The organism is Alteromonas halophila, assembly GCF_014651815.1.
GTDB classification, from domain to species: Bacteria; Pseudomonadota; Gammaproteobacteria; order Enterobacterales; family Alteromonadaceae; genus Alteromonas; species Alteromonas halophila.
In genome coordinates this window covers 704,333-729,782 of record NZ_BMXP01000001.1, presented here as the reverse complement: position 1 = coordinate 729,782, position 25,450 = coordinate 704,333, and the positions used below count along the sequence as shown (strand labels likewise).

26 protein-coding genes are annotated in these 25,450 nt (G+C 52.7%); 14 read left to right on the top strand and 12 right to left on the bottom strand.

Annotation, left to right across the window (positions count from 1 at the left end; all coding sequences use genetic code 11):
- Nucleotides 1–5: 5 nt before the first annotated feature.
- Nucleotides 6–821 (bottom strand): alpha/beta fold hydrolase, encoded by an 816-nt coding sequence (locus tag IE054_RS03370; RefSeq protein ID WP_229804981.1) that lies wholly within the window; start codon nt 819–821, stop codon nt 6–8.
- Here IE054_RS03370 and IE054_RS03365 point away from each other — a divergent pair, their 5' ends adjacent.
- Complete coding sequence (locus IE054_RS03365) at nt 822–1,001, top strand: hypothetical protein (RefSeq protein WP_189403646.1); 180 nt, start codon at nt 822–824, stop codon at nt 999–1,001.
- Nucleotides 1,002–1,048: 47 nt separating this feature from the next.
- Here the strand turns inward: IE054_RS03365 and IE054_RS03360 are convergent, their stop codons facing one another.
- Nucleotides 1,049–2,371 carry a spinster family MFS transporter gene (locus tag IE054_RS03360; protein ID WP_189403645.1) on the bottom strand — a complete coding sequence of 441 codons (1,323 nt, stop codon included), beginning with the start codon at nt 2,369–2,371 and terminating at the stop codon, nt 1,049–1,051.
- Between the two features lie 165 nt (nt 2,372–2,536).
- On the opposite strand from IE054_RS03360, the gene IE054_RS03355 reads away from it, so the two are divergent.
- The gene (locus IE054_RS03355) at nt 2,537–3,352 is read left to right on the top strand and encodes an acyl-CoA thioesterase (protein ID WP_189403644.1); all 816 of its coding nucleotides are present in this window, start codon (nt 2,537–2,539) and stop codon (nt 3,350–3,352) included.
- A 68-nt stretch (nt 3,353–3,420) separates the two neighbouring features.
- Here the strand turns inward: IE054_RS03355 and IE054_RS03350 are convergent, their stop codons facing one another.
- Together IE054_RS03350 and IE054_RS03345 are read right to left on the bottom strand one after the other, a co-directional pair.
- On the bottom strand, nt 3,421–4,266 hold the full coding sequence (locus IE054_RS03350; protein ID WP_189403643.1) for an HDOD domain-containing protein: 846 nt from the start codon (nt 4,264–4,266) through the stop codon (nt 3,421–3,423).
- Nucleotides 4,267–4,592: 326 nt separating this feature from the next.
- Entirely contained in the window at nt 4,593–5,606 is a 1,014-nt protein-coding gene (locus IE054_RS03345; RefSeq protein ID WP_189403642.1) for a 2-dehydropantoate 2-reductase, read from the bottom strand.
- Nucleotides 5,607–5,676: 70 nt separating this feature from the next.
- Here IE054_RS03345 and IE054_RS03340 point away from each other — a divergent pair, with 70 nt between their 5' ends.
- Nucleotides 5,677–6,927, top strand: coding sequence for a glycosyltransferase (locus IE054_RS03340; protein WP_189403641.1), 1,251 nt, complete (start codon nt 5,677–5,679; stop codon nt 6,925–6,927).
- On the opposite strand, the gene IE054_RS03335 is transcribed toward IE054_RS03340, so the two are convergent.
- Nucleotides 6,905–7,291 carry a SufE family protein gene (locus tag IE054_RS03335; RefSeq protein ID WP_189403640.1) on the bottom strand — a complete coding sequence of 129 codons (387 nt, stop codon included), beginning with the start codon at nt 7,289–7,291 and terminating at the stop codon, nt 6,905–6,907. The genes IE054_RS03340 and IE054_RS03335 overlap by 23 nt on opposite strands.
- Nucleotides 7,284–7,700: a DUF2750 domain-containing protein gene (locus IE054_RS03330; protein ID WP_189403639.1), complete on the bottom strand. Its 417-nt coding sequence runs from the start codon at nt 7,698–7,700 to the stop codon at nt 7,284–7,286. The genes IE054_RS03335 and IE054_RS03330 overlap by 8 nt, the downstream gene beginning before the upstream one ends.
- A gap of 322 nt (nt 7,701–8,022) precedes the next feature.
- Between IE054_RS03330 and IE054_RS03325 the strand changes: the two genes are divergently transcribed.
- The 5 genes from IE054_RS03325 (at nt 8,023) to IE054_RS03305 (ending at nt 11,341) form a co-directional block, all read left to right on the top strand.
- Nucleotides 8,023–8,622: a biliverdin-producing heme oxygenase gene (locus IE054_RS03325; RefSeq protein ID WP_189403638.1), complete on the top strand. Its 600-nt coding sequence runs from the start codon at nt 8,023–8,025 to the stop codon at nt 8,620–8,622.
- Nucleotides 8,623–8,703: 81 nt separating this feature from the next.
- Nucleotides 8,704–9,519, top strand: coding sequence for an exodeoxyribonuclease III (xthA, locus tag IE054_RS03320; protein WP_189403637.1), 816 nt, complete (start codon nt 8,704–8,706; stop codon nt 9,517–9,519).
- Nucleotides 9,520–9,525: 6 nt separating this feature from the next.
- The gene (locus IE054_RS03315; RefSeq protein ID WP_189403636.1) at nt 9,526–10,170 is read left to right on the top strand and encodes an energy-coupling factor ABC transporter permease; all 645 of its coding nucleotides are present in this window, start codon (nt 9,526–9,528) and stop codon (nt 10,168–10,170) included.
- 81 nt (nt 10,171–10,251) lie between these two features.
- Nucleotides 10,252–10,629 (top strand): VOC family protein, encoded by a 378-nt coding sequence (locus tag IE054_RS03310; protein WP_189403635.1) that lies wholly within the window; start codon nt 10,252–10,254, stop codon nt 10,627–10,629.
- Nucleotides 10,619–11,341, top strand: a complete 723-nt coding sequence (locus IE054_RS03305; RefSeq protein ID WP_189403634.1) for an aspartate/glutamate racemase family protein — start codon at nt 10,619–10,621, stop codon at nt 11,339–11,341. Before IE054_RS03310 ends, IE054_RS03305 begins: the two co-directional genes overlap by 11 nt.
- A gap of 71 nt (nt 11,342–11,412) precedes the next feature.
- On the opposite strand, the gene IE054_RS03300 is transcribed toward IE054_RS03305, so the two are convergent.
- Together IE054_RS03300 and IE054_RS03295 are read right to left on the bottom strand one after the other, a co-directional pair.
- Nucleotides 11,413–11,982, bottom strand: coding sequence for a phosphoribosyltransferase (locus IE054_RS03300; RefSeq protein WP_189403633.1), 570 nt, complete (start codon nt 11,980–11,982; stop codon nt 11,413–11,415).
- A 116-nt stretch (nt 11,983–12,098) separates the two neighbouring features.
- On the bottom strand, nt 12,099–13,298 hold the full coding sequence (locus IE054_RS03295) for a lipoprotein-releasing ABC transporter permease subunit (RefSeq protein WP_189403632.1): 1,200 nt from the start codon (nt 13,296–13,298) through the stop codon (nt 12,099–12,101).
- Between the two features lie 142 nt (nt 13,299–13,440).
- On the opposite strand from IE054_RS03295, the gene IE054_RS03290 reads away from it, so the two are divergent.
- The 4 genes from IE054_RS03290 to IE054_RS03275 are packed head-to-tail and all read left to right on the top strand — an operon-like array spanning nt 13,441 to nt 19,526.
- Complete coding sequence (locus IE054_RS03290) at nt 13,441–14,046, top strand: PilZ domain-containing protein (protein WP_189403631.1); 606 nt, start codon at nt 13,441–13,443, stop codon at nt 14,044–14,046.
- A gap of 41 nt (nt 14,047–14,087) precedes the next feature.
- Complete coding sequence (gene mfd / locus IE054_RS03285) at nt 14,088–17,579, top strand: transcription-repair coupling factor (RefSeq protein WP_189403630.1); 3,492 nt, start codon at nt 14,088–14,090, stop codon at nt 17,577–17,579.
- On the top strand, nt 17,580–19,010 hold the full coding sequence (locus IE054_RS03280) for a CsiV family protein (RefSeq protein ID WP_189403629.1): 1,431 nt from the start codon (nt 17,580–17,582) through the stop codon (nt 19,008–19,010).
- Nucleotides 19,011–19,526 (top strand): cob(I)yrinic acid a,c-diamide adenosyltransferase, encoded by a 516-nt coding sequence (locus tag IE054_RS03275; RefSeq protein ID WP_189403628.1) that lies wholly within the window; start codon nt 19,011–19,013, stop codon nt 19,524–19,526.
- Nucleotides 19,527–19,543: 17 nt separating this feature from the next.
- On the opposite strand, the gene IE054_RS03270 is transcribed toward IE054_RS03275, so the two are convergent.
- Nucleotides 19,544–19,945: a DUF3718 domain-containing protein gene (locus IE054_RS03270; RefSeq protein WP_189403627.1), complete on the bottom strand. Its 402-nt coding sequence runs from the start codon at nt 19,943–19,945 to the stop codon at nt 19,544–19,546.
- 366 nt (nt 19,946–20,311) lie between these two features.
- On the opposite strand from IE054_RS03270, the gene IE054_RS03265 reads away from it, so the two are divergent.
- Nucleotides 20,312–20,704 (top strand): winged helix-turn-helix domain-containing protein, encoded by a 393-nt coding sequence (locus tag IE054_RS03265; protein WP_189403626.1) that lies wholly within the window; start codon nt 20,312–20,314, stop codon nt 20,702–20,704.
- Between the two features lie 24 nt (nt 20,705–20,728).
- On the opposite strand, the gene nagZ is transcribed toward IE054_RS03265, so the two are convergent.
- A complete protein-coding gene (nagZ, locus tag IE054_RS03260; RefSeq protein WP_189403625.1) occupies nt 20,729–21,736 on the bottom strand; it encodes a beta-N-acetylhexosaminidase in 1,008 nt (335 codons plus the stop codon).
- A gap of 88 nt (nt 21,737–21,824) precedes the next feature.
- Between nagZ and IE054_RS03255 the strand changes: the two genes are divergently transcribed.
- Complete coding sequence (locus tag IE054_RS03255; RefSeq protein ID WP_189403624.1) at nt 21,825–24,119, top strand: penicillin acylase family protein; 2,295 nt, start codon at nt 21,825–21,827, stop codon at nt 24,117–24,119.
- Nucleotides 24,120–24,135: 16 nt separating this feature from the next.
- Here IE054_RS03255 and IE054_RS03250 read toward each other — a convergent pair whose 3' ends face one another.
- Complete coding sequence (locus tag IE054_RS03250; RefSeq protein WP_189403623.1) at nt 24,136–24,708, bottom strand: hypothetical protein; 573 nt, start codon at nt 24,706–24,708, stop codon at nt 24,136–24,138.
- A 444-nt stretch (nt 24,709–25,152) separates the two neighbouring features.
- Nucleotides 25,153–25,449, bottom strand: coding sequence for an integration host factor subunit alpha (gene ihfA / locus IE054_RS03245; RefSeq protein WP_189403622.1), 297 nt, complete (start codon nt 25,447–25,449; stop codon nt 25,153–25,155).
- Nucleotide 25,450: the final 1 nt, after the last annotated feature.

Here is a 25,450-nt window from a genome sequence, read left to right as displayed (position 1 = left end):
CCCGCTCAGTCCTGGTGTCGCTGCCAGTGCAGTAGCTGCTCCTCAATGAAACTGGCGGTTTTACGCGGGTGCTCCAGCGGAAACATATGCCCGCCTGGCAGCGTTTGATGATTGAGATGATTATCCCGAATGAAGCGGTTGCGCATGGTGGGCGTGCAAACCGTTGTCTGCTCGCCGGTAACCAGCACCGCAGGGCGTGTAAGGCGCCCCGCATAACGATGCAGATTGTGCGGGACATGGCGGAATATAGCGGTCTCGACTTTAGCGTCAAATCCTAATGTCCAGCCGTGCTTCTCTTTTACAGCCACCGCATTAACGTAATCATTAACACACCGTCTGTCCATATGCCGAAAAAGGCCTTTTTTTGAGAAATAGTCTGTCAGGCTGGTCTCTTCCGGCCATTGGGTACAACGGTTCTTTGATAAGCCTGCCGGGGTCAGCCTATCAATAAGTGGCGTTTTTTTGGCCAGCCTGATCATGTGTCTCAACGGGCCGGTAACCAACGGCGGATCAAACATGATCAGACCATTAAACAACTCGGGGGCCTCACATACAGCCATATAAGAGATAACCGCGCCAAATGAATGCCCAACCGCATACACCCCTCCCTGAGGACGTTCACGCTTCACATGCTCAATAAGTTCTGCAACCTGATTTTGCCAGTTTTTATTAACGGGCCAGCGCGGCGCATGACCGAACTGCTCAACATTCAGCCGCGTCCAATCCGCTGGCAGGTAGGAAAACAGTGTATTGTAGCTGCTGGCCGGAAAGCCATTGGCGTGCGCAAAATGAAAGCAGGGAGTCGTACCTGACAATGCCACATGTACTCCTTAATCAATATGGGGAAAGAGGTTCCGTCTGCGTACCGGGTGCAGCGCTATGTTGCGCTCAGTGGCACCTACGCAGCGTCGCCGCCAGCCGGTTATTCCCTGATAGTATATCGCGTAGCGATGAAATGGTTAATCCCGCATTTTGCGCACCATCAACGCCAGGTTGAATAGGCTGTTGTGTCAGACAGAACGTTGGGCGCAACAACGATTATTGCAGCTTATGCCTCTGCTTCACGTTTTGCCGCCTGATCCCAGTCATGATTAATTTTTCTGCTGGTCCAGAAAAATACCAGAATCGCACCAATATAGGGTACCAGCAGGTAGGACAACGCCAGTCGCAACGCTTCTGTCTCTCCGTGCGCCGGAATCAGCGCCTGGCTGATAATGCCAGTGATGGTTGGGCCTCCGCCAAGCGCAATGATGTTTAACACAAAGAAGAACAGTGCAGTAGACATCGCCCGCACGTTTATTGGTGCCAGCGTTTGCGCCATCGCAAAACAGGGTCCCAGGTACATTCCGCTGGTGAACAGCAACAGGGTAAGCAGACCGACGGATAACCACAGATCGTTCACCTGCAATGAGAAATAGAACGCCGGCACGCCGATAACCAGTGCATAAGCGGGTAGCAGTGCATAGGCTCTGCGTGTGACTGCCCCCCACTTATCCGCAATAACGCCTCCCAACCAGACGCCTGCCGCATAGGCCGTACCGTTAATAATGCCAAAGGCAATAAGTAGCTGGGTTATATCCAGGCCTTCAAAAGCCCGAACATAATAATCAATGATCCAGGTCGAAATGGCATAGTTGCCGAACGAACCAAATGAAATTCCCATGGCCATGCCCCACCAGGTAGGTATACGTAACAGCACTTTTACTGACTGCCACACAGAAGGCTGATTTGCAGTATCCGGACGCGAGTGCTTACCGCGCGCCGGTTCTTTCACGGTAAGTTTTAGAATAAGTGCCAGAACAATGCCTGGCAGCCCCACACTGATCATCACCAGTCGCCAGTCTGCTGCCCCACCCTTAAGGAAAAACGCTGATGCGAAAAAGGCAAGCATGATCCCAAACGGAATGCCTAGCGAGTAGATAGCAAGCGCACCGGCCCGTGACTCTTTGGGAAACAAATCGGAAATAATGCTGTGCGCCGGTGGACTGCCACCGGCCTCACCGATGCCCACACCGATGCGCGCCAGTGCAAGTTGCAGGTAATTGGCCGCCAGCCCGGAAGCCGCAGTGAAGGCACTCCACATGGTCAGCGAAATACCAATAATATTGATGCGGTTATAGCGGTCTGCCAGCCAGGCGATGGGGATCCCCACCAGCGTGTACAACAGCGCAAAATAAATGCCCTTTAGCCAACCCAGTTGCGCGTCATCCAGACCCAGATCGGCTTTGATGAACGGGGACAGGATCCCGATGATTTGCCGGTCGATAAAATTAAAGGCATAGACCAGAGTGAGAATAAATAACACGTAATTACGGTAATAGCGCTGACGTGTTGCCTGCTGCTGCTCATCGAGCGTGGCCGTTGCCTTCATAAAATGATCCACCTGACTTGTCTTGTTTCAGTCTAGGCAGTGTTATCGATGCACCACAAGTCAATGTTATTTATTTGTTAATATAAGCATGAATGTGGGTATTGCGATTGGCGTTTCTGTCTGGGTGCGTTAGCATATGATCAGAGCAACTCATCGGACCACATTATGACTGTCGACGAACTTCTGACTATCCCTGAGCTTGAGCCGTTAAGCGATAACAGCTGGCAATATACTCAGGCTGTGATTACCAAAGACTGGGCACAGGGGCGTACTGCGTTTGGCGGTATTTCAGCAGGCATGCTATACGCGTCAATCCGTCAACACGTTAGCAAAGAACGCGTATTACGCTCTTTTACAACTAACTTTGTCGGACCACTGGCGTTGGACACCCCTTTTACTATTCGGGTAACGCGGCTACGAGAAGGGCGTAACGTGTCGCAGTATACCGCCGAAGCTATTCAGAACGACAATGTCTGCGTTGTCTGCCAGGCCTGTTTTGGCATTGCCCGCACATCCGGCATAGCCGTTGACAACAACGAACAGCATCAGATGCAGGCCCCCAAAAAAGGGAATTTCATTCCGCAAATTCCCAAAGTGACGCCCAAGTTTCTTCGCCACTTTGACCTAGCATTAGACAGTGGCGGGTTGCCGTTCACTCGAAAAAAGACCAGTCATTATCATGGCTTCATGCGCTTTAAGAAGCCACCTGCAGAGATTACAGATGCGCACATCATTACGATGATCGATGCCTGGCCGCCTACGTTGTTACAGATGATGAAGCTGCCTGCGCCTGCCAGCACTGTCAGCTGGAATCTGGAGTTTATTCACCCGCACAAGCCGGTAGCCGCGGACGACTGGTTTGCATATCAGGCACATACCCGTCAGGCCGGCGACGGCTACGGTCATACCGAAGCAACGATATGGGATAAAGATAACGAGATCATTGCAATAAGTCGCCAGACCGTGGCCATATTCGACTGATGGCCGCGACCGCTGTACGGGCCTGATGACAACAACTGTCATGCCCGTCACAGACTGTCCGAGGCCGACTAATAGAGCATAAACGCGCTGGGGTTAAACAGAGAAATCACCGAGATACATTGCAGGTTGGTGATATCCAGTGCGTCTTCCAGATCTTCGTGTTTCAGTGACAACACTTCGTGCTGATGGACCTTTAAATTATTGTAACTGGGATAGATTTCCGGATTAACATTATCCAGCGCCAGCACATAGCTTAATTGCAGAATTTGCGATTCAATTTCTTCTGCCGGTGCGGCATCCTCATGAATTTTTTCAATCGGCGCGTAAATGGTTGCAGGTATCCCCCACTGCCGAATAAGCACTGCCGACAATGCTGTATAGGTAAATCCAAGCGTGGCCAGTTGTAAATCAGCTGGACTGACACGCTCATTAAACGCCTGACAACGCGTAGCTTTTTCCGGCATCAGCGAGACCACCACCAACTCACCAATGTTATGCAACAGGCCAGCCACAAACAGCCGTTCAGGCTCTTTGAGTTTATTTTCATCGGCAAAGTATTTTGCAAGTAACCCGCAGGAGACGCTTTGCTCCCAGAATTTATCCAGGTCAATGATCTTACCTTCAACATCGCCAAATGCATGACTGACACCATACGCCAGAGCCAGATCATAGGCCGATCGGGTGCCGATAATCTGTAACGCCTTACTGATGGTATCCACTTTGCCGGGAAACCGATACAGCGCAGAATTGGCAACTTTCAGAATTTGGCTGGCAAGCGAAGGATCAAAAGCAATGACTTCGGCAATATCATCGATACTTGCGGCCGCATCATCCATGCAGGCTTTCATTCTGAGTACCGAATCCGGTAACACAAAAAGCGCTTTGGCCTGCGCTGCGGTCTCATCAATATTCATATTTGCGGATAGCTCCTGTGAAATATTACCGCTCCCTACCTCTTAGGTGGCTGTTGTCTCTGGGCCGCAAAACGACAATCCGGTGCACCAGAGCTTTACATTATACGACCTTGTTCCAGAGAAACACCGCCGACCACCTTTCTACCTGAGTATTGTCAACCTGATATTCCAGCCTCTAATAACGTATAGGCCATACTCAGCAAAGCAGCAATATTTTCTCACCTGATGCACGGAAATCCCAGCCACTGCCGGACTAATCGATTATAAATTATGCATAACGACCGGATTTATCTGTAACAAGCTATGTGTTTTTCGCCGCTATGGCCTTATTTACACTGGTGAAGTTTTTTCTCAAGTGTTGTGGCATCCTGGCTCTGGTAATCACCCTTCTCCGCGCACGCCTTCTCGGCCTCTTCAAGCAATGCCAGCATGGCACGGTTTTTCGGACAGCGTACGCCCACACGCTGCCCCTCATCCACCACCGCACCATATAGAAAGGCTTTTTCGGTTGAGTTGTTTTCCTGCAGGTCCCACCACATCGAGGTTTTCACCTCAGGATCAATAGCCAGCATCTGCGACGCGACGCGGGTAAACAGCCAGTCCGGCAGGCGTAATACAGCGGGCAGCCAGGGGCCCGGCAGACGTGCCACCTTTGGTATCGGCCGGGCTGCCGCACGACATACTGCCAGCAACTCATCCATTAAATCAGCGATGATCCGCCGATATGCACGCTGTCTAAGCATCTGCTTAACCGGTGTGCCGGCCAGCGCATTTACGCCATTTCCTAAATTAAGCTGCAGCTTAGCCCATTGAACGCCTTCGATGTCCTGATTAGAGGTAACCGGCAGCATAGGGTGATCGAGCATATTGATAAGGGCATCACTGATGTCTTGCTGGCGCTCTATGACCAGGGTCCCTTCCGAGCCGCGATGCAGCCGACTGGGCTCCATCCAGACTACATTAAACGGAACCATAGCGCGCAGAACCTGGTTATCAGGAAAACGCGCCTCAACCGGGGCATGACTGCCAATACCGTTCTGGCAACAGATAATCACTGTATTGTCACCGACTAGCGGTGCAATGTCCTCACTTGCCTCTTCGACAGCAGTGCACTTAACCGTCAACCACAGGTAATCCGGCGTGATACGCTCCCCTTCCTGCAACAAACTGGGCGCAGAAATATGCTCACGTTTGTTCTGATAGTCAGTCAGTGTCAGTGACTGTGATAACCGTTGCTGCCAGCGCCCACGCGCTGCCAGCGTTACCTGACTGCCATTTAACCGGAGCACACTGCCGATATAGCTTCCAATCAGGCCACTTCCGAATATCAGATGATGCACGATTAAATTCTCCCTCTGGCCTGTTATGGTACACTTCGGCGTTAAATGATTTTTGTATCTTAGACACATAATGACGACGCAAACAATCTCTGTCGTGGTAATTGGCTATGTATGGCCTGAGCCTGACTCTTCGGCCGCCGGTCAGAATATGCTGGCCCTGCTGACGCTGTTGAAGCAAAATGGCTGTCAGGTAACCTTTATGACGGCCGCCAGCGACTCGGTACACAAAGCCGATCTTGCGGCGCGTGACATTCATACTGAGGAAATTGCACTTAACTGTTCTTCGTTCAACCAACAGCTTGCGCACTGCCAGCCTGACATCGTGGTATTTGATCGGTACATGAGTGAAGAGCAATTCTCCTGGCGAGTGCGGGAAACCTGCCCGAATGCAGTTCGGGTGTTAAATACCGAAGACCTGCACAGTGTCCGTCAGGCCCGTTATGAAGCGGTTAAAGCCGGTAAACCTGCCTGTCAGGCTGATCATAATACGCCACTACTACACCGTGAACTGGCCGCCATTCTTCGCAGCGATCTGACCCTTGTGGTGTCAGACGCCGAAGAAAAACGCCTGACTCAAACCTACGCAGTACCCCCTGAACAGATCTGCACGCATCCCCTGCCACTCCCCGCCGGGTGCAGTGCCGCTGCTGACTGGGCACAGCGACGCGACTTTGTCTGTATAGGTAATTTTCGCCATGCCCCCAACTGGGATGCAGTGGTACAGCTGAAACAGCATATCTGGCCTGCGCTTCGCCGCCAGGTACCTGATGCAAAGTTACGAATTTGTGGCGCGTATCCCCCAAAAAAGGCGACACAACTGCACGCGCCTGAGCAGGGGTTTATTGTTGAAGGCTGGGTAGACGATGCTGCCTCAGTGCTTGCCAGCGCGAGGGTATTGCTGGCGCCCCTGCGTTTCGGCGCCGGCGTAAAAGGTAAGCTGTTGCTGGCTATGGCGACCCACACGCCCAGTGTTACCTCAGCAATTGGCGCAGAAGGTCTGGGTGACAGTACCCGCTGGCCCGGCGCCATTGCCGAAACTCATGCAGAATTTACCGAGCAGGCGGCGCGCCTGTATAACCAGCAACATGACTGGTATAACGCCGTTGATAAAAGCGCAGACTGTCTGGCGGCCTACCGCAAAGATGATGCCGACAGCCAGCTGTTCTCACGGCTGAAGCGGCTCATTGCACAGCCACAGGCGCATCGCAGCAGGCTGTTTTTGCAGGGCATGCTATGGCACCACACCCTCACCAGTAACCGCTATATGACCCAGTGGATTGAAGCCAAGAATCAGGTCGCTAGTGCGCAGACAGAAACCTGATCACATGGCGGATGCCATTGTTTCGGGACTGACTTAAGTAACGGGTGAGACCGCATTTCTTAAGAAAACATTCAAAATCAAAGTCTTGTCGTTCAGGTGCACTGAGCATATTCGCCTGCTCGAGCAAAATCGCCAGCACCCCGCGCAGGATCTTACTGTCTGAGTAAGCGCTGAACTGCCCGTTTTCCTGGCACATCAGCCATACCGGGCTCTCACAGCCATCGATACGGGTATGCGCTGTGCGCAGTTGCGGCGCAAGCACGGGCAGCGACTTACCGGCCAGCATAATGACACGGGTCGCTTCATCCCAGCCTTGTGCCCGCTTGAGCGACGCCGCAAGCGGACTGGTGTTGCACTCAGTCATGCTCTGTCAGGTCGGCAAGCAGCTCCTCTGCACTGACCACCTGATCCTCTGAGGCCGCGCCAGCAGGACCGATCACCAGCGACATGTGATTTTTTGCCAGTCCCGGTAGCCAGGTAGAAACAAAGGACTCCAGATTTACCATTTCGTATTGCGTGTCTGTAGCAACCGCATTACTTTGCGCCATGACGTCGCACCAGGCCTTCGCCAGATCGCGGTGTGCAAAGACCGGGAGCCGTTCACTGTCGGTGCTGGCCATCATAACAAACCCTTCCGCTCCCTTAAGCAACCAGACTTTTTTCGCCTTGCGCACATAGGTTAAAAACAATCCGTATCTTTCTTCAGCATCCAGGCTCTGCGCCTGCTCAATGACATGAGGTGGCAATGACTCGGTGAGGGTGTCGGGAAACAACGTTTTCTCCTGCTATGATGATCTCAGTGCGATTATAACGCAGCCGGTATTGTGAATAACAGCATTGTCCTCAAATCGTGTTTGGCTTTTCGCAGGTCTGGCGACAACATTAAAAATCCGCTATTAAAAGGGCTTAGCGGTTGCTGTCTTGCATAATTGGTGGCAAGGTTCGGGCTACATGCGCCAGACACCTTCATAGGGTGGCTCAGGTCTCACTGCCAGACTGCAAGTTTTATCTGATCACCATTGTCATGGAAACCGGCTACCAGCCATCTTTACAGGCGTAAGTCACACCACAAACCAGGGTTGTATTTACCACCATATGAGCGAATTATTTTCCTATCTTAAAGCCCAGACACGCGACGCCCATGAAGCGCTGGAAGCGCATTATCCGTTTAACCGAATGCTTAAGACACGGCGGTTTGAAAAGCAGGATTATGTACATATTCTGCAGGTGCTGGCGGCTTTTCACAGCCATGTTAAGCCCTGGCTGACAACACTGGCCCCCGCGCATTACACCATGTTACACACCGACGCGGTAGAATCGGCATTGCATTCTGATCTGGCGCAGCTTACCCAGGCGCCGGCTCATGAGGCAAAGGCGTTTCACCTGTCATTGCCCGACACACCATCAACGCCCCGGACCCTGGCAGCAGCATATGTGTGGATGGGCTCATCACTGGGCGGTAAGATGATTGAGCGGTGGCTATCGACATCCTGTCCAGACTTACCAGCCGCATACTACACTCAAATGAAGTACGTTAGCCGTAACTGGCCACTGTTTATTCAGGCGATTAGCACCTGTTACCCTTTATCGGATACACAACTGACGCAGACAGCCAATTGCGCCTCGGCTTTGTTTGCGGGGCTTCGGGAAACAGCGCGGCGTATCAGCGTTGCGCCCGGTTTGGTCGCTGACTGAACAACAACCAGCGCATTCGCATCTTCCTTTAGCCCGCACATCTGCTAGGATTACGCCCAAATACGCAAACGATGTACTTCAATGAAAGTTATTTCTTTTAATATTAATGGCATTCGCGCCCGCCTGCACCAGCTTGAAGCGATGATAGAAAAACATGCGCCGGATGTTATCGGCCTGCAGGAGACCAAGGTCCATAATGAGCAGTTCCCTGTAGATGCTGTAGAGGCCATGGGCTACCAGGTTTATTATCACGGTCAGAAAGCCCACTATGGGGTTGCCTTTTTGAGCAAGCATACTCCCAAACAGGTGAGCTATGGCTACCCTACCGATGATGAGGATGCCCAGCGTCGCATGATCATGCTTACCCTTACTGACGCCAGTGGTAATGATCTGACCCTGCTGAACGGCTATTTTCCGCAAGGAGAGAACAAAGATCATGAGACGAAGTTTCCTGCCAAGCGGAAATTTTACGCTGATCTGATGTCGTATCTGGACACCCACCATTCGCCTGACGATAACCTGATCATCATGGGGGATATGAATATTTCACCGGCGGACCGCGATATCGGTATTGGCGAGCCAAATCGAAAGCGCTGGCTTCGCACCGGTAAATGCAGTTTCCTGCCGGAGGAACGCGAGTGGTATCAGCGCCTGTACGACTGGGGGCTGACCGACAGTTATCGTCAGCTTCATCCTGACAACGATGATACCTATTCCTGGTTTGACTACCGTTCACGGGGGTTTGACGATAACCGAGGCCTGCGAATCGACCATATTCTGGCCACCCGTACTGTCAGTGAGACGCTGGAGGACGCAGGTATCGACTACGAACTGCGTGGCATTGAAAAGCCCTCTGATCATGCGCCCATCTGGTCGCGCTTTAACCTGACGCTGTAAATCACCATGAGCGGGCTTCAGCTAAGCGGACTACTCCTTTATCTGTGCCTCCTTACCTGGAGCCTGCGCACTCTCGGCCTGCGAGATTTTGTCGCCAGCAAACAGCGTCAGCATCTGGTGTTTGGCACCGGCGTAACACTGTTTGTGCTGTGGCTGTTCCGGGCCGGGATTTTTGACGGGCTGGATATTCACTTTTTGTGGCTGAGTGCCGTTACCCTGATTTTGGGGGTGCGTTATGCGTTCTTAACCGCATCACTTTCACTCGTCGGGATCACAGCTGCAGGGTTTGAAAGCTGGAGCATGTTTGGGGTCAATGCGTTGCTGGGTATCAGCGTTCCTATCGGCGTGACCTATCTGATTTATATGGTGTCGTTTCACCGCATCCCGCGCAACCTGTTTGTCTATATTTTTGTCTGCGCCTTTTTCCCCGGCGCCATCAGTATTGCCTTAAAAGTCGCCCTGCTCGGAGGCTACTACTTTGCAGACGGCATCTACCCCTGGCGAACCATCAGTGATAATTACATGCTGCTTATTCCGCTGCTACTGTTTCCCGAAGCACTGTTAAATGGTATGACCATGACAGTCCTCACGATATATAAGCCTCAATGGGTATACACCTTCCACGATAAGTTCTACATTGATAAATCGTAAATGCGGTTGGCATGGCTCAGCAAAAAGTGCCGCTTGCCCGCTTACCGTAACTGTTCCCGACTGCTTTAAGGAAGCGCAGTGATGCCCGAGTCACACAAGATTAATTATATCGAAATGCCCTCGCAGGATTTGGCACAGACCAAAACCTTTTTTTCATCGGTGTTTAACTGGCAGTTTGTCGATTATGGTGACAGCTATACTGCACTTGAAGAGGCCGGCATCGACGGCGGCTTCTACCTTGCCGATACCTGCATGCGTGCCGATGCAGGCAGTGCACTGGTCGTGCTTTACAGCAATCAGCTTGAAGAGACACGCGACGCGGTGAGGGCGGCTGGCGGACAGATAATCAAACCTATCTTTGATTTTCCTGGTGGCCGCCGCTTTCATTTCACCTGCCCTTCCGGCAATGAATTTGCTGTGTGGTCTGAGCCTGCCACGGGAGCCGGTCATGTCAGTTAACGCGGCATCAGTCGAATTACGTACACTGGGCCTTGTTGGTGGCATGAGCTGGGAGTCCACCGCCAGTTACTATGCGCTTATCAATCGCGGCATTCAGGCGCGCTGCGGCGGGCTAACGTCTGCCAGGCTGTTGCTAAGCAGTGTCAACTTTGAACAGGTAGCAAATATGCAGCGCAATAACGACTGGGCAGGCGCTGCAAAATTACTGAGTACGCAGGCCCAGACGCTTGAAAACGCTGGCGCGCAGGCTATTTTGCTGTGTACTAATACCATGCACAAAGTGGCAGATGAGCTGGCAGCTGCGGTCTCTGTTCCACTGCTGCATATCGCTGACAGCCTGTCAGCGGCATTGCATGCAGATGCGCGTACATGTATCGGCTTGTTAGGTACGCGATTTACGATGCAGGAAACGTTTTATAAAACGCGCCTTGTGCAACAGGGGATTGATGTCATTGTACCCAACCCTCAGGAGCAGGATGATGTACATCGCATCATTTTTGAGGAACTGTGTCAGGGCATACTGCGTGAAGCCTCACGTCAGCGGTATCTGGAAATAATTACCCGCCTGCAGACCGAAGGTGCACAAGCGATGGTGCTTGGCTGTACAGAAATTGCATTGCTGCTGGATGCCAGCCACACCGATATCCCGCTCTATGATACAACGGCACTGCATGCCGCAGCGGGGGTTGGTTTCGCTTTAGGCGAAGGCTGACGCTTACAACGGACGAGGCGTCATGGCCTCGTCTGCAGTTTACCCGGCATGTATAAACTGCCGGGCAGATGTTACTTAGCGCTGTCGAACAGCAGGTCCATCACACCGTTTAATTCCTGTTTCCCTTCACGAATTTCTTCTTCGCTTAAGCCGGTAATTTCATGGGGGAAAACCAGCCACTCATCACTCTCATTGATGTAGTAATCGGGCACGATGTCGGTTTTATTGTTCGCAGGCTTGTACCAGGGGCAGGCAATACGAATATCGGTAGGAAGGTTCAGGCGCATTAGTTTTTCAACCTGCGCAATCAGTGCCTCTACACTTCTGCCACTGTCAAACACATCATCAACAATCAGCAGTTTGTCGTCGGCGTTAGCATTCTCAACCAGATAATGCAGACCGTGTACACGGATCTCTTTGGATTGCTGATTGATGCCGTAGTACGAAGATGTACGTACCGCGATATGATCCGTCGACACATCCTTAAACTCGAAAAACTCCTGCACAGCAATACCGATAGGTGCACCGCCGCGCCAGATCCCGACGATGAAATCCGGACGAAAGCCGTCTTCGTAAACCTTGGACGCCAGACGAAAGGCATCCTGAAGAAGTGATGGCGAGGTTATAAAGTTCTTTTTCATATCGTCCCACTGGCCTGAAAAATAAGGACGGGGAGTATAGTGAATTTCCGCTGTATTTGCACGGCTAAATCTCGTCCTCAATTCAGGACTGCGCTGTCAGCACCCTGCCCTGCCATTTAATCGTTTTGCAAGGCGACAGCCGGCGCGATTCGGGTCGCCCGCATCGCCGGATACAGGCTGGCAAGCAGACACAGCACCAGCGACAATGTTGTCACCAGCACCACCTGGTCAATCTGCAGCACTACCGGCACCCCCCGGCCATCTGCTGACAACGCCAGCGGTACGTTTAACACGCTCAGTAAGGGGTTTAACTGGGTGGTCAGAACCAGACCCAGCACCAGTCCAATCAACGCGCCTTTCACACCATTAAATACCCCGTTGCAAATAAACACCCAGCGTATCCCGGACAGATGCATTCCCTGTGTCTGCAAAATAGCAATGTCGCCCTGTTTTTCCGATACCACCATCACCAGTGCAGATACAATGTTGAAGGCGGCAACAGCAATTATCAGCACCAGCATTAAAAACATCATGTTCTTTTCCATTTTAACGGCATCGAACAATGGACCCTGGCGGCTGCGCCAGCTTATCGCCTCAATCTTGTTATCTTCCAGCACGGCCATGGCCTGCTGGTAGTTAAACGCATCGTTTAAAAACAATCGCGTCGCAGGCTGTTCGGATTCCGGCTTTCGCAACAAACGGCGCAAATCATCCTCATGCAGATAAATCACTTTATCGTCCATTTGCGAGCGCATATCAAAGATGGCGCCCACTGTAACCAGGCGCTGACTTGGCATCCGACCAAAGGGCGTATAAACACTGGCATCGGCGATAAGTACCCGGAGCCGGTCACCCACCCGTATCTCCAGTTGCACCGCCAGTGCCCGGCCAATGGCTACTACAAAGCTGCCGGGCTCGATGTGCGAAAACTGCCCGGCTTCTACTGTCTGCGTAACCATAGCATGCTCACGCATTTGCGCCGTCTCTATGCCTTGTAGCTGAATTCCCCGCAAGCCCCGCCGGGACTGCACCACGCCTTCTGCCTCGCGGTAGGCCATCGCGGCGCGTAATCCGGGAATGGCTTGTTGCCGTATCTGATCAGGTGGCGTGCTGGCAACAATGTGTGGCACCACACCCAGAACCCGCTGCTTTAGTTGCGACTCAAACCCGTTCATCACTGACACAATTACGATGAGTGCGGCCAGTCCCAGCGCAATCCCCGCAACCGAAAACCGGTTGATGAAGGCGACAAAACTATTATGTTTTCCCGCCGTGGCGTAACGAAGCGCAATAAAAGCAGAGGTGGGTTGAAACATGTAATAACCAATTAAACAAGTAAGGCAGGCGGTATCAGCCAGGCAATACGTGGCGACCAACCGCAACTGATGCAGCATAGTAAAACGCGTAGTCTACGTGTAAGCTACTGGCCGTACAAGAAATAGGTGGCAGGAGAAAAACATGGAAAATATGACACTGGAGCAAAAAAAAGCTCAGTTTGACGAGTTTTTCATGATGCGACACCCTCTGAATGTGAATGTGTCACTGCAAAGCGACGCCGAGCCTTTGCCGGCTGTCGAAGACCTGGACACCCACATGCCATATGCTTTCAGAATTGCCGGTGAGATGGCCAGTATTGAGGCTCAGGCCCTCAGACCGCTGCGGCATTTAAGCGACCACGCCGAATCTTTAGCGGATTATCTCAACCACCAGGCCCGTAAAATAGACCTGATGATGTCATTTATTTTGCATCAGCAGGATGACGAAGACTGTCGTTACACCACTGACAAATTTGGCGGTGGTGGCATGGTCATTGTCAGCCAGACGGCCCTGGAAGTGGGCAGAACAGCACAAATAAAGTTGTTTCTTGACCAGGAGGCGGCCGCTATTTTCTGCTATGGAGAAGTTATTGCTTGCGAGAAAGCCGGGAATGACTACCATATTGCCTTTATTTTCAATCGCATCAGAGAGCAGGATCAGGAGTTACTGGTACGCGCCAGTCTGCATTTACAAACTCTGGAGTTACGCAAACGGGCTCAAACCCGTAGAGAGGATCCGTCCTCCTAGCCACAGCGCTTGCTCTGAAGACCAACACGACGACAGGTAACATGACGGCGACTATTCTTTCTCTGCCGCTGCCCGGGGCAAAAAAGCAGGCAACGCATCAGGACCATCAGCACTGGGCGCAATTACAGGGTAGCAGTCAGGCACTGGCGATAAGTCAGGCGGCTGCTCAGTCCGTAGGACCATTGGTACTGGTAACGGCTGACACACCGTCGGCACTCAAACTGGAAAAAGAGCTGGCCTTTTTCGCCACATCAGACGACCTTAACATCACGCTCTTTCCAGACTGGGAAACACTGCCCTACGATACGTTTTCGCCGCATCAGGATATTATTTCGCAGCGGCTACAAACCCTGTTTCAGTTTGGTCAGCAACGCGACGGTATTTTTATTGTGCCGGTCAACACCCTGATGCAACGCCTTGCGCCCACCCATTATCTTGCGGGTCATCTGCTGATGCTGAATCGGGGCGATACGCTGGACAGAGAACAGTTTCGCCGCAATCTGGAACAGGCAGGTTATCTGCATGTCAGTCAGGTTACCGGCCACAGTGAGTTCTCGGTACGCGGCAGCATTATCGATTTGTTCCCAATGGGCAGCGAACGGCCGTTCAGAATCGATTTGTTCGACGATGAAGTCGATACGATCCGCTATTTCGATATCGAATCACAGCGCTCCACCGATCAGGTGGACGCAATCCGCTTGCTGCCAGCGCGGGAGTTTCCTACTGACAAAGACGCGCTGTCGCTGTTCAGGCAACAGTTTCTGGACCGCTTTGACGCCAGTAACGCCCAGGAATCAGTGTTTTCTCAGGTCACTAAAGGCACTATGCCAAGCGGTGTTGAGTACTACCTGCCACTTTTTTTCGAGCACACTGCCACGTTATTTGACTATCTGCATGCCGATACCACCCTTCTGCTGCACGGTGATGTGAAGGACGCCAGCGAGTTTTTCTGGGCCGATGTGGAAGAGCGCTATGAGCAGCACCGCTACAACCTGGCCAGACCGCTGCTAAGCCCGCGGGAACTGTTTTTACCTATTGAAGAGTTGTTCGCGCACATCAAGCAGTGGCCGAGAGTGTCACTGCACAGCGATGCACAGGAAGAACGCCAGGGCCTGACAAATCTGCAGTGTGAAGCTATCACTGACATCACCATTAATCCGCAAAAGAAGCAGCCCGCTGCGCACCTGCAAACGCTGATCAGTGACGCCCAGTCGCGCGGGGCCAAGGTGTTGTTTTGTGCAGAAACCCAGGGCCGACGGGAAAGTCTGCTGGCTATTCTGGCTAAAGCCGGGATAAAGCCATCACCGGCCACGAGTTTCGCCAGCTTTTTACAAAGTCACGAAACACTGGGGATCAGTGTCGGGCTTGTGGAGCACAGTTTTCGCTGGCAAAGCGGCGAAGGTGAACTGCTGTTCATTACTGAAACCGAGCTGCTGGGGCTTAAAGTCAGTCAGCGGCGTTTACGGGATAAACGTACCAGCACCGATGAAAGTGCCATTATCCGTAACCTTGCCGAACTGTCAGTCGGCCAGCCGGTGGTGCATCTGGATCACGGTGTCGGCCGCTATATCGGCTTGCAAACCCTTGATGCCGGTGGCGTTACCACCGAATACCTGTGTATTGAATACGCCAGGCAATCCAAGCTGTATGTACCTGTAGCCTCACTGCACCTGATTTCCCGCTATACCGGCGGCGATATTGAAAGTGCGCCGCTGCATTCGCTGGGCTCTGATGCCTGGTCAAAAGCCAAGCAGAAAGCCGCAGAAAAAGTGCGTGATGTCGCTGCCGAACTACTGGATGTTTATGCCCGCCGGGCCGCTAAACCGGGCTATTCCTACCCTATTGAATGGGAAGAGTACCAGCGCTTTGCCGACAGCTTCCCGTTTGAGGAAACCCCGGATCAGATGCAGGCTATTAATGCGGTGATCCAGGATATGGGTTCGCCCCAGGCCATGGACCGTCTGGTCTGTGGCGATGTAGGTTTCGGTAAAACCGAAGTCGCAATGCGCGCAGCATACCTGGCAGCCAGTCAGGGTAAACAGGTGGCAATACTGGTACCTACCACGCTGCTCGCCCAGCAACACTTTGAGAACTTCAAAGACCGCTTTGCTAACTGGCCGTTTCGCATTGAGGTCATGAGCCGTTTTGTCAGTGGTAAAGCACAAAAGTCGGTTATGGAAGGGATCAGCGATGGCAAAGTCGACATTGTGGTGGGCACCCATAAACTGCTCTCTGGCGATATAAAGTTTGCCGATCTGGGGTTGGTGATCATCGATGAAGAACACCGCTTCGGCGTTCGCCAGAAAGAAAAACTGAAATCGCTGCGTGCAGATGTGGATATCCTCACACTGACCGCCACGCCCATCCCGCGCACCCTGAATATGGCGCTTTCCGGTATGCGCGACCTGTCGATTATTGCTACGGCCCCGGCGCGTCGTTTGTCGATAAAAACCTTTGTCCAGCAGCGCAATAAGGCGGTCATCCGGGAAGCCATTATGCGTGAAATCCTGCGCGGCGGTCAGGTCTACTTCCTGCACAACGAAGTTGACACCATTGCCCGTACCGCCGAGGAAATTACGGAAATTGTACCGGAAGCACGGGTAGCAGTGGGGCATGGCCAGATGCGTGAGCGCGAACTCGAATCGGTGATGAGCGACTTTTACCACCAGCGTTACAATGTGCTGGTGTGTACCACCATTATCGAAACCGGCATCGACGTTCCCACGGCCAATACCATTATTATGGATCGCGCCGATCATCTGGGTCTGGCTCAGCTTCACCAGTTACGAGGCCGGGTTGGCCGCTCGCACCATCAGGCCTATGCCTATCTGCTGACGCCTCACCCGAAACGAATGACGCGGGATGCCAGCAAACGCCTGGACGCTATTTCTCAGCTTGAAGATTTGGGCGCGGGCTTTGCCCTTGCCACACACGACCTTGAAATTCGTGGCGCCGGTGAATTGCTTGGTGATGACCAGTCGGGCCAGATCGCCAGCATTGGCTTCAGCCTGTATATGGACATGCTGGATCAGGCAGTCAATGCACTTAAAGAAGGCAAAGAGCCGTCGCTGACAGATGCGGTATCGGCGCAGACCGACATTGAAATCCGTATACCAGCGCTGTTACCAGAAGACTACATCGGCGATGTTAATACCCGCTTGTCGCTTTACAAACGTCTGGCAAGCTGTGACAGTGCAGAGGAAATCGATGAGTTTCAGGTCGAATGTATTGACCGGTTTGGGTTATTACCCGATGCTGCCAAAAACCTTATCAGCATTGCGCAGCAAAAGCTCAGAGCGAGAGAGTTGGGGATCCTGAAAGTCGATATGTCACCACAGGGCGGCACCATAGAATTTAAAGAAGATACCCGTGTTGATCCGGGATACATCATCAAGCTGGTACAAACCCGACCTGATACCTATAAGTTTGAGGGCAGTCAGAAACTGCGGGTGGTCAAACAGACCGACAGCAGCGACGCGCGACTGGCTTTACTTGATGAAATGCTAACTGAATTTGCCAGGGAGACGCGATAGATGCCACAACTGCGAGTGGGCACTTTATTATTGCTGTTGCTAGCGGGAAACGTTGCCGCACAGGAAAAGTGGTGGTTTGATGTTGAGGTCATTCTGTTTGACCGAAATCAGGCCCTGACACAGCTTGAGGAACAGTTTACGTATGCTGACAGTCTGGCGCCCTACCGTGCGCAACTGGATTTAATATCCGACTCACTGGCACCTGATATTCGGCGTATCAGACAATCTTTGCCGCGTTGCGATGCACCACCATCGCCACTGTGGCAACCGCAGCCTGATCTTGAAACCATTCTGGAAGACTACCGGCAATACCAGGCCAGTCTGCCACAGTCAGCACAGGCCGCCGGAACCCAGCCGGGCTCAGATACTGAATACACCACCCCACACGCTGCGCGTGCATCTGAAGATGTCGAGGCGTTAGCACAGGGTGAGCAGCGTCTTGCCGAACTAACCGGCACGTCGCAGGGAACAGAGTCAGATTCCGCTGCCGACACCTCCCCGGCTGATACGCACACAGATATACACGAGGCCGACCAGCAAACCGCGCTGACGGCAGCAGATATTGCCGGCTTGTGGCTGGAATTTCACGGCCCTGACGAGACCAACATTGAGGTCCCGGCCGTGTCCTTTTGTCACACGCCTGTACAGTGGTTTGGCTATCAGAACGCTGCCTGGACAAACGCGGTTGATCCCTATGCCGTGGCCATGCCGGATGAAGTTCCTATCACACCAAATGGGGTTGAATGGCCCATGGTGCTCTTCCCTCACCTTTTGCCCAGCAATGCCCGCTCTCTGACTGATCTGTCACAGCAAATCCGCCAGACCCGTGGGCTTACCCGGTTGCTGCACACGACCTGGCGTCAGGAAGTGGTTTTCGGTCGGGACAATGCAAAATCAGTGCGGCTTATTGCCGGTAAGAATTACGCCGATACCTTTGACAGTAAAGGTAATCAGCTCAAACAGTTACCAGACGCAGTTTCTGAGGACAGTGATGCGGCACTTTCTGAGCAGGAAGATCTGTTTGACGTGCTTGAGCAGCGGCTGGCGTCACCTGATGCCATCGATTTCCAGGTAATGATGGCCGCTGATCCCCGACAGCAGCAAGGCGCACAGTCAGCACAGTCAGCACAAACGAGCGCCAAATCACCAATATGGCAAATCGACGGCGGCCTTAAAGTCTTTCTGCGTTATATCAACCGTGTACCGTATCTGCACATTGACAGCGAGCTGTTTTACCGCCAGCCCGTTCCGCTAAACCAGGACAATACTACCTCTGACGCGCCCGCATATCGCCTGGTTTCGGTCCCTTTTGATCAATTACGCCGGGTAATCAGTACTCAGGTGCACTATTTTGACCACCCGTTGTTCGGCATGATCGTCGAAATCCGGCGTTATCGACCACCTGAAGTACCCGAAGAGGAGCAGGATTAAGTGAAAATTTACACACGCAAGGGCGATCAGGGCACCACTCAGGTTTATGTCGATAAACCCATGCGCGTAGACAAAGACAATACGCTTCTGGCCGCCTATGGTGATATTGATGAGCTCAACAGTCACCTCGGCTTGCTGGCAAACTTTTGTCACGAAGACGAATGTGAATTGCTGGCCAATATTCAGCGCAACCTGTTTCAGGTTGGGTTCGCTATTTCAGCGTCATCCTCTCTGAGTCAGGCCAGTATCACAACACTCGAAGAGCATATTGATACATTGCAGGACGTGTTGCCGCCGCAAAGCTATTTCATTTTGCCTGGCGGCTGTCAGGCAGCTGCACAGGCGCATGTATGCAGGGCTGTCTGTCGACGGGCCGAGCGCACTATTACCACGCTCAGGCGAGAGCATGACGTGCCGGACATGGTGGTGATGTACCTGAACCGGCTGTCAGATTACCTTTATACCCTTGCCCGCCACCTCAACTTTACTGCCGGCGTAGCCGATACCCGGGCCTGACCGCCGGCAACAGAGTATTACTTCGCTACGTCGTTCGCGACGTCAAACGTCACCGCCCAGACGTCGTCTGATTCAGAGATACTGGACATGTCGCGAATTTCAATACGTTTGCGCAGGGTTGATGGCAGGCGGCGCTCAAACGAACGGTAGGTATCGACAGCGCCATATTGCATAGCAAAGTTCATTATTGGCTGCGAGTTACACACTACTTTGTCAGCCACTGTCACGTAATCCATCCGGTGGCTGCGAATACTGCGGTGAAGTGCAAGCACGTCATTTCTCATCGAAGCCTTACAAAAACCTATCAGCATATTTTCTACATAGGGGTCGACTGCGAGCGCATGTGATGAAAACGCAAGGGTGGTGAGCACAGCACCGGTTTTAACAATAGTTGTGATGCGGTGTTTGAACGACGTCATGAGAAGCTCCTTAAGCGATCATGCTATCTAACGTAAATGAAGTGCAGATTGCACATCCTAAGTGTGCGTCTCATCGCCATTGAATTCGATGACAGTGCGCTGACATTTACATGACAGAAAAAAGCTCCTTACCGCTTATCCCGTGGTCTATACCGCCTGTCCCAGCATTACACACTGTTATCACTTCAGACACGCTTATCGGTGCTTTATGGTCGTTTATCGCTTATTATTTTTACCCATCTGAGATTTGAAAATACACTTAAACCTGTACCAGCAGTACTGCACATTAACGCGTTGTGTATGGTTAACCACCCGGCTACATCTGAGGTGTTGTCGGAATAATCACTTGCACTCTTAGGGGGAATTATGAGCATCAGCCGTTCGCTTGCCGGTCTGACTTATAACAGCCGCACCCGTGAAGTCAGCACACACGTCAGACACGCGCCACATCTGTTAAGCAAGCAGTGTGGTGCCTTATTTCAGCAGTTTCTGAAGGCGCCCGACAATACCCTGACCCGTGAAGAGATACGGGCCTGCTTGTGGGGGCACAACTTTGTATCTGAAGACACGATCAATCATGCGGTTTGCCGGTTGCGTAAATCTCTGGCGAGGGTGCCGGACAGCCACCACCTGTATATAGAGACCTTGCCCGCCACAGGTTACCGTCTGCAACAAAGCGGGGCGCGCGCCTCAAAAGCACTACCCCGGAAGTTTCGTCGTCCGGCAGTGCTTATCGCCGCCATGCTCGCATTACTGTGACGGCTCAGTTAAGACTTCGCAACATCACCGTTGACAGGCCAGTTCGGGCCAGACTGCACTCAGGGTGCGTATTGCCTGCTTATAATGATGCCCTGCAGCGTCAGGCAGAGGGCACTGTAACAGTGCAGGCAGGCGTTCACAATGCTGATGACTCAGCGAGTCCAGGATCGCTTCAGCCCCTGCCGGATTGTTGCAGGCAAGCAGCATATCACAACCTGCGTCAAGCGCCGCTCTGGCACGTGCAGGATAGTCACCGGCGACACGTGCGCCTTCCATTGACAGATCATCAGAGAAAATAAGCCCGTTAAACGACAGTTTCTGTCGTAAAATCTGCTGCAGCCAGATTGAAGAAAACCCGGCGGGCTGGTTATCAATTTGCGGGTAGACAACATGTGCAGGCATCATGGCATCGAGCTTATTTGCACGGATCAGCGCCGAGAAGGTTTTCAGGTCGAGTTGCTCAATCGTGTCCCAGTCGCGCTCATCTACGGGCACATCAATGTGCGAATCCGCCTGCACACTGCCGTGACCAGGAAAGTGCTTGCCAGTGGCGGGCATGGCTAACAGATGCAGCCCGTCGATAAGGGCATCTGCCAGCATAATCACCTCGTCGGTATTGTCTGAAAAAGCGCGATCCCTGATAACCTCTGACACACCATTGAGATCCAGCACCGGCGCAAAACTCAGGTCAATATCCAGAGCTTTCAGCTCATAGGCCATAATGACGCCACAGGCGTGTGCCAGCTCCCGGGCCTGCTGGCGATCCTTTGCTTCACTAAGAATATTGCCCATGGCAGGTAACGCTGTAAACCCCTGTCGAAAACGCTGTACCCGGCCACCTTCATGATCCACCGCGATGAGAAGAGGTTTACCTGCCGCCTTCCGAATGTCCGCGACCAGCGCTGCCAGCTGTGCTTTATCGACGTAGTTACGGCTAAACAGGATAACCCCGCCCGTAACCGGGTGCGCCAGTTTTTCTTTTTCTTCTGGTAAAAGCGTTTCCTGCTGACAATCCAGAACCAGCGGCCCCATACATCCTCCTGTAGACGTGTTTATAAAATCGTCACTTTTCTTCTGCTGACGCTGTGCGTAGGATAGAGAAAAAAAGGGAGTATTACACGTGCTGACATGGATAAAGTGGTTATTCGCTGTCGTTGCAGGCTTGCTTTTTACCGGTGTAGCTGTGGCATATCTTGTACTGCGTGCCAGCTTACCCGACCTGGAAGGCGAATCGGTGAGCCGTCACATTTCTGCGCCACTGACCCTATCCCGGGATCAACTCGGGCAGGCAGTCATTACCGCCGCAAACCGCAACGATGCAGCCTTTGCCCTGGGGGTGGCACATGGGCAGGATCGCTTATTTCAGATGGATTTACAACGCCGGGCTGCTGCAGGCAAACTGAGTGAATGGGTGGGTAGCGCTGCCGTTGACGTCGATAAGCGCGCACGCTTTCACCAGTTCAGCCAGCGTGCTGCAGATGCCTTCGCCGCCCTGCCTGACTGGCAACAAACCCTGCTGTCACAGTACGCTAACGGCGTGAATACGGCCATAGAGGAAATGCCGGTACCACCGCCAGAATACATTCTGGCAGGTGTCAATATTGCGCCATGGACACCCACTGACAGCCTGCTGGTTATTTACAGTATGTACATGGATCTGCAGTCTGGTCAGGTCGCCTTTGACTGGGCTCGCAATGCGGTGTTAGCGCATTATGGTGATGCTATGCTGGGCTTTCTTAGCCAGCATGGGAGCTACCAGGCCGCTTTGGATGGCAGTGAATTTGATACAGGTACTGCACCAACACCTGCTTTTCCTGACAATATTACCGATAACGCCCTTGCCTACCAGCGTTCAGAGCCTGTGGATATCGGCAGTAATAACTGGGCCGTCACAGGCGAGGCCACAAATACGCCCGGCGCTATGCTGGCGAACGACATGCATCTGGGCCTGCGGGTTCCTATCATCTGGTACCGGGCGCAACTCAACTATACCCTCGATGGCGAGGAGTTAAGCGTAACAGGCGTATCGCTGCCTGGACTGCCCGGTATTGTGGTAGGTACAAACGGCCATATTGCCTGGGGCTTTACCAATGCCAACTTAGATACCGTTGACTGGGTGAAACTGTCAAAAAGCGCTACCACGTATAACGTGAGCGAGACCATCAGGCTTAAAGACAGCGAAGAGACCTTTACTTTCCAGCGCAGTGACTATGGCCCGGTAAAGGCCTATGCGGGTGACCGCTATGCGCTAAGCTGGGTGGCCCACCAGCCCTATGCTGTTAATCTGGCGGTTACCCGTCTGGATGGCATGAAGGATGTGGACAGCGCGCTCGCTCTTGCCCACAGCATGGGTATGCCAACCCAGAACATGATGGTTGTAGATCGCACCGGCAATGCTGCCTGGACACCCGCCGGTGCCGTGCCTGCACGTCTGTCGCCGTCCAATACAGCCATTGATGAAGCGGCCTATGATCTCGCCTGGTCACAAGCAGAATCTGATCTGCCGGTAGTGAAAAATCCCGCATCGGCGCGGTTGTGGACCGCCAACGCCAGGGTCATTTCCACCTCACAGGTCTCACGCTTTGGGAATGGTGGCTATGCCCTGGGCGCCAGGGCGATGCAGATTCGCGACAATCTGTTCAATAAAACCCAGTTCGATGAGCAGGATTTTTATGATATCCAGCTGGATAACCGGGCGCTATTTTTGGCCCCATGGCATGAACTGCTGGTGTCGACACTGAGCAGTCGCCCGGATGCGTACCGCGAGGACCTGCGTTATCTGAATGACTGGCAGGCGTGCGCCTGCGCAGACTCTGTCGGCTACACACTGGTACGTCGTTTTCGCTCCGCGGTGTCCGACTTAATGATAGGCCCTGTGCTTGCGCAACTGGAGTCACAGGATGTGAACACCGGCCCGCTGCTTCGGGGCGTTGAGCCTGCCTTGTGGCAGTTACTGCGGCAACAGCCTCAGGACTGGCTGGCAAACCGCTATGCCACCTATGACGATCTGCTTATTGATGCCTATCAGCAAACCAGAAATAAACTGCTGGCGCGATATGACAGGGGTAACGGCCTTGCCGATGTTAACTGGGGACGGGTTAACGCACTGACCATCAGACATCCGTTTGCCGCGCAGATCCCGGTACTGGGCGATGCGCTGAACATGCCCGTTCACTCCGGCTTTGGAGACAGCTATATGCCGGCAGTACAGGCGCCGTCATTTGGTGCCTCACAGCGGTTGTTTGTGCGGCCCGGTGCGCTCGATAAAGCCATCCTTACCCTGCCTGGCGGGCAATCCGGTCACCCGTTATCGCCGTATTTCCGGCGCGGATTCGGTGACTATGTGAACAATACCGCCACCCCGTTACTGCCACAGCACATTGAAGCAAGCCGGCACTGGCGCCCATCACCTTAGACCGGGACTATTTGGCTCAGCTATCGCCTGCGGGTGTTAAGGTGTCGCTGGCGCTATCGGCATAGCGCTGCTGCCAGACATCGCGGGCGTCGGCTAAATCCTGTTCAGTGGGCGTGTTGCCCTCGGCCAGAGTTTGCGCAATGCTGTAAATTATTTTATCCCGCTTCTCTATAAGGCTATCGGCTTTAGGAAAAAGATTTTTGGCTTCCGGGTAGGCATTCTTTACATCTTCGATGCCTTCTAACGCGACAAAGCGCTTCTCAAAGGCTTCGTTAAACAACGCGCGCTTGGCGTTAAACACGGCATAATCCCGGGCCTGTTCAGACTTAAGCCAGTCAAGATCTTCATCACTGAGGCCGGCTTCAGAGCCGACATGCTGGGCTTTGTCCATCCAGGACTTCAGGGCGCTGTCATTGCTCTCTTTCACCGCTTTTTTAATACCTGCCTGAAAATCCGAGGCATGAAGAATATCCATGACCGTGATAACAGGGGGCGCGGTTTGCGACTCGCTGGGTTGCTGGGACAAATAAAGCAGGCGCCCGCCTATCGCTATACCCACAACCAGAAATATAATGAGGATCTTTTTCATGAATGGCCTCAAACAGAAATTCCGGGGAAATGTGTTATGACTGTGTATTGGTACTATCCACTTCTTAGAGGACAGAATATGCAGGCAAGCCTAACATAACTGATGATAAGACGCAGTAACCAGTCCGGCGTCAGCAATGGCAGGATACATTTGCAATACTGAAGGTGGTGTCTGAATAACCGTCGCAATTGCCGCGTATTGCGTATAACAATAATGGTGTGTGAATGACAAAGTAAGACAATGAGCACCGCCACAGCATGGCTATAAACAAGACGCAAACATGGTTAATGTCACTCAGCGTGCAGCATGAGTGACACGATTAACACCGCCATCACAGCCATGCAGACCCGCTTGGCAAGACCCTCTGGCCAGATGTTTATAACACACCAGACAAATACTCAGGAAACTGCCAGTTGCAGGTCGCAGTACGGCAGTCCCTGAGGGTTAGTCAGTTGGTGTAGAGTTCTCAACCCGGCTTTTCAGCTTCTGGCCCGGACGGAAAGTCACTACACGACGGGCTTTGATAGGAATATCTTCGCCCGTTTTAGGGTTGCGTCCAGGACGCTCATTTTTGTCCCGCAGGTCAAAATTACCAAAACCTGATAGTTTCACTTGTTCGCCAGATTCCAGTGCTTCTTTGATCTCCTCAAAGAAAACCTCTACCAGATCTTTCGCGTCGCGTTTATTAATGCCTAGCTTCTCGAATAAGTGTTCAGCCATCTCGGCTTTGGTTAATGCCATA

Coding starts and splice junctions, on each gene's coding strand:
- IE054_RS03365 (WP_189403646.1), top strand. CDS start 822: ATGTACTCCTTAATCAATATGGGGAAAGAGGTTCCGTCTGCGTACCGG.
- IE054_RS03360 (WP_189403645.1), bottom strand. CDS start 2,371: ATGAAGGCAACGGCCACGCTCGATGAGCAGCAGCAGGCAACACGTCAG.
- IE054_RS03355 (WP_189403644.1), top strand. CDS start 2,537: ATGACTGTCGACGAACTTCTGACTATCCCTGAGCTTGAGCCGTTAAGC.
- IE054_RS03350 (WP_189403643.1), bottom strand. CDS start 4,266: ATGAATATTGATGAGACCGCAGCGCAGGCCAAAGCGCTTTTTGTGTTA.
- IE054_RS03340 (WP_189403641.1), top strand. CDS start 5,677: ATGACGACGCAAACAATCTCTGTCGTGGTAATTGGCTATGTATGGCCT.
- IE054_RS03335 (WP_189403640.1), bottom strand. CDS start 7,291: ATGACTGAGTGCAACACCAGTCCGCTTGCGGCGTCGCTCAAGCGGGCA.
- IE054_RS03325 (WP_189403638.1), top strand. CDS start 8,023: ATGAGCGAATTATTTTCCTATCTTAAAGCCCAGACACGCGACGCCCAT.
- xthA (WP_189403637.1), top strand. CDS start 8,704: ATGAAAGTTATTTCTTTTAATATTAATGGCATTCGCGCCCGCCTGCAC.
- IE054_RS03315 (WP_189403636.1), top strand. CDS start 9,526: ATGAGCGGGCTTCAGCTAAGCGGACTACTCCTTTATCTGTGCCTCCTT.
- IE054_RS03310 (WP_189403635.1), top strand. CDS start 10,252: ATGCCCGAGTCACACAAGATTAATTATATCGAAATGCCCTCGCAGGAT.
- IE054_RS03305 (WP_189403634.1), top strand. CDS start 10,619: ATGTCAGTTAACGCGGCATCAGTCGAATTACGTACACTGGGCCTTGTT.
- IE054_RS03300 (WP_189403633.1), bottom strand. CDS start 11,982: ATGAAAAAGAACTTTATAACCTCGCCATCACTTCTTCAGGATGCCTTT.
- IE054_RS03295 (WP_189403632.1), bottom strand. CDS start 13,298: ATGTTTCAACCCACCTCTGCTTTTATTGCGCTTCGTTACGCCACGGCG.
- IE054_RS03290 (WP_189403631.1), top strand. CDS start 13,441: ATGGAAAATATGACACTGGAGCAAAAAAAAGCTCAGTTTGACGAGTTT.
- mfd (WP_189403630.1), top strand. CDS start 14,088: ATGACGGCGACTATTCTTTCTCTGCCGCTGCCCGGGGCAAAAAAGCAG.
- IE054_RS03280 (WP_189403629.1), top strand. CDS start 17,580: ATGCCACAACTGCGAGTGGGCACTTTATTATTGCTGTTGCTAGCGGGA.
- IE054_RS03270 (WP_189403627.1), bottom strand. CDS start 19,945: ATGACGTCGTTCAAACACCGCATCACAACTATTGTTAAAACCGGTGCT.
- IE054_RS03265 (WP_189403626.1), top strand. CDS start 20,312: ATGAGCATCAGCCGTTCGCTTGCCGGTCTGACTTATAACAGCCGCACC.
- nagZ (WP_189403625.1), bottom strand. CDS start 21,736: ATGGGGCCGCTGGTTCTGGATTGTCAGCAGGAAACGCTTTTACCAGAA.
- IE054_RS03250 (WP_189403623.1), bottom strand. CDS start 24,708: ATGAAAAAGATCCTCATTATATTTCTGGTTGTGGGTATAGCGATAGGC.
- ihfA (WP_189403622.1), bottom strand. CDS start 25,449: ATGGCATTAACCAAAGCCGAGATGGCTGAACACTTATTCGAGAAGCTA.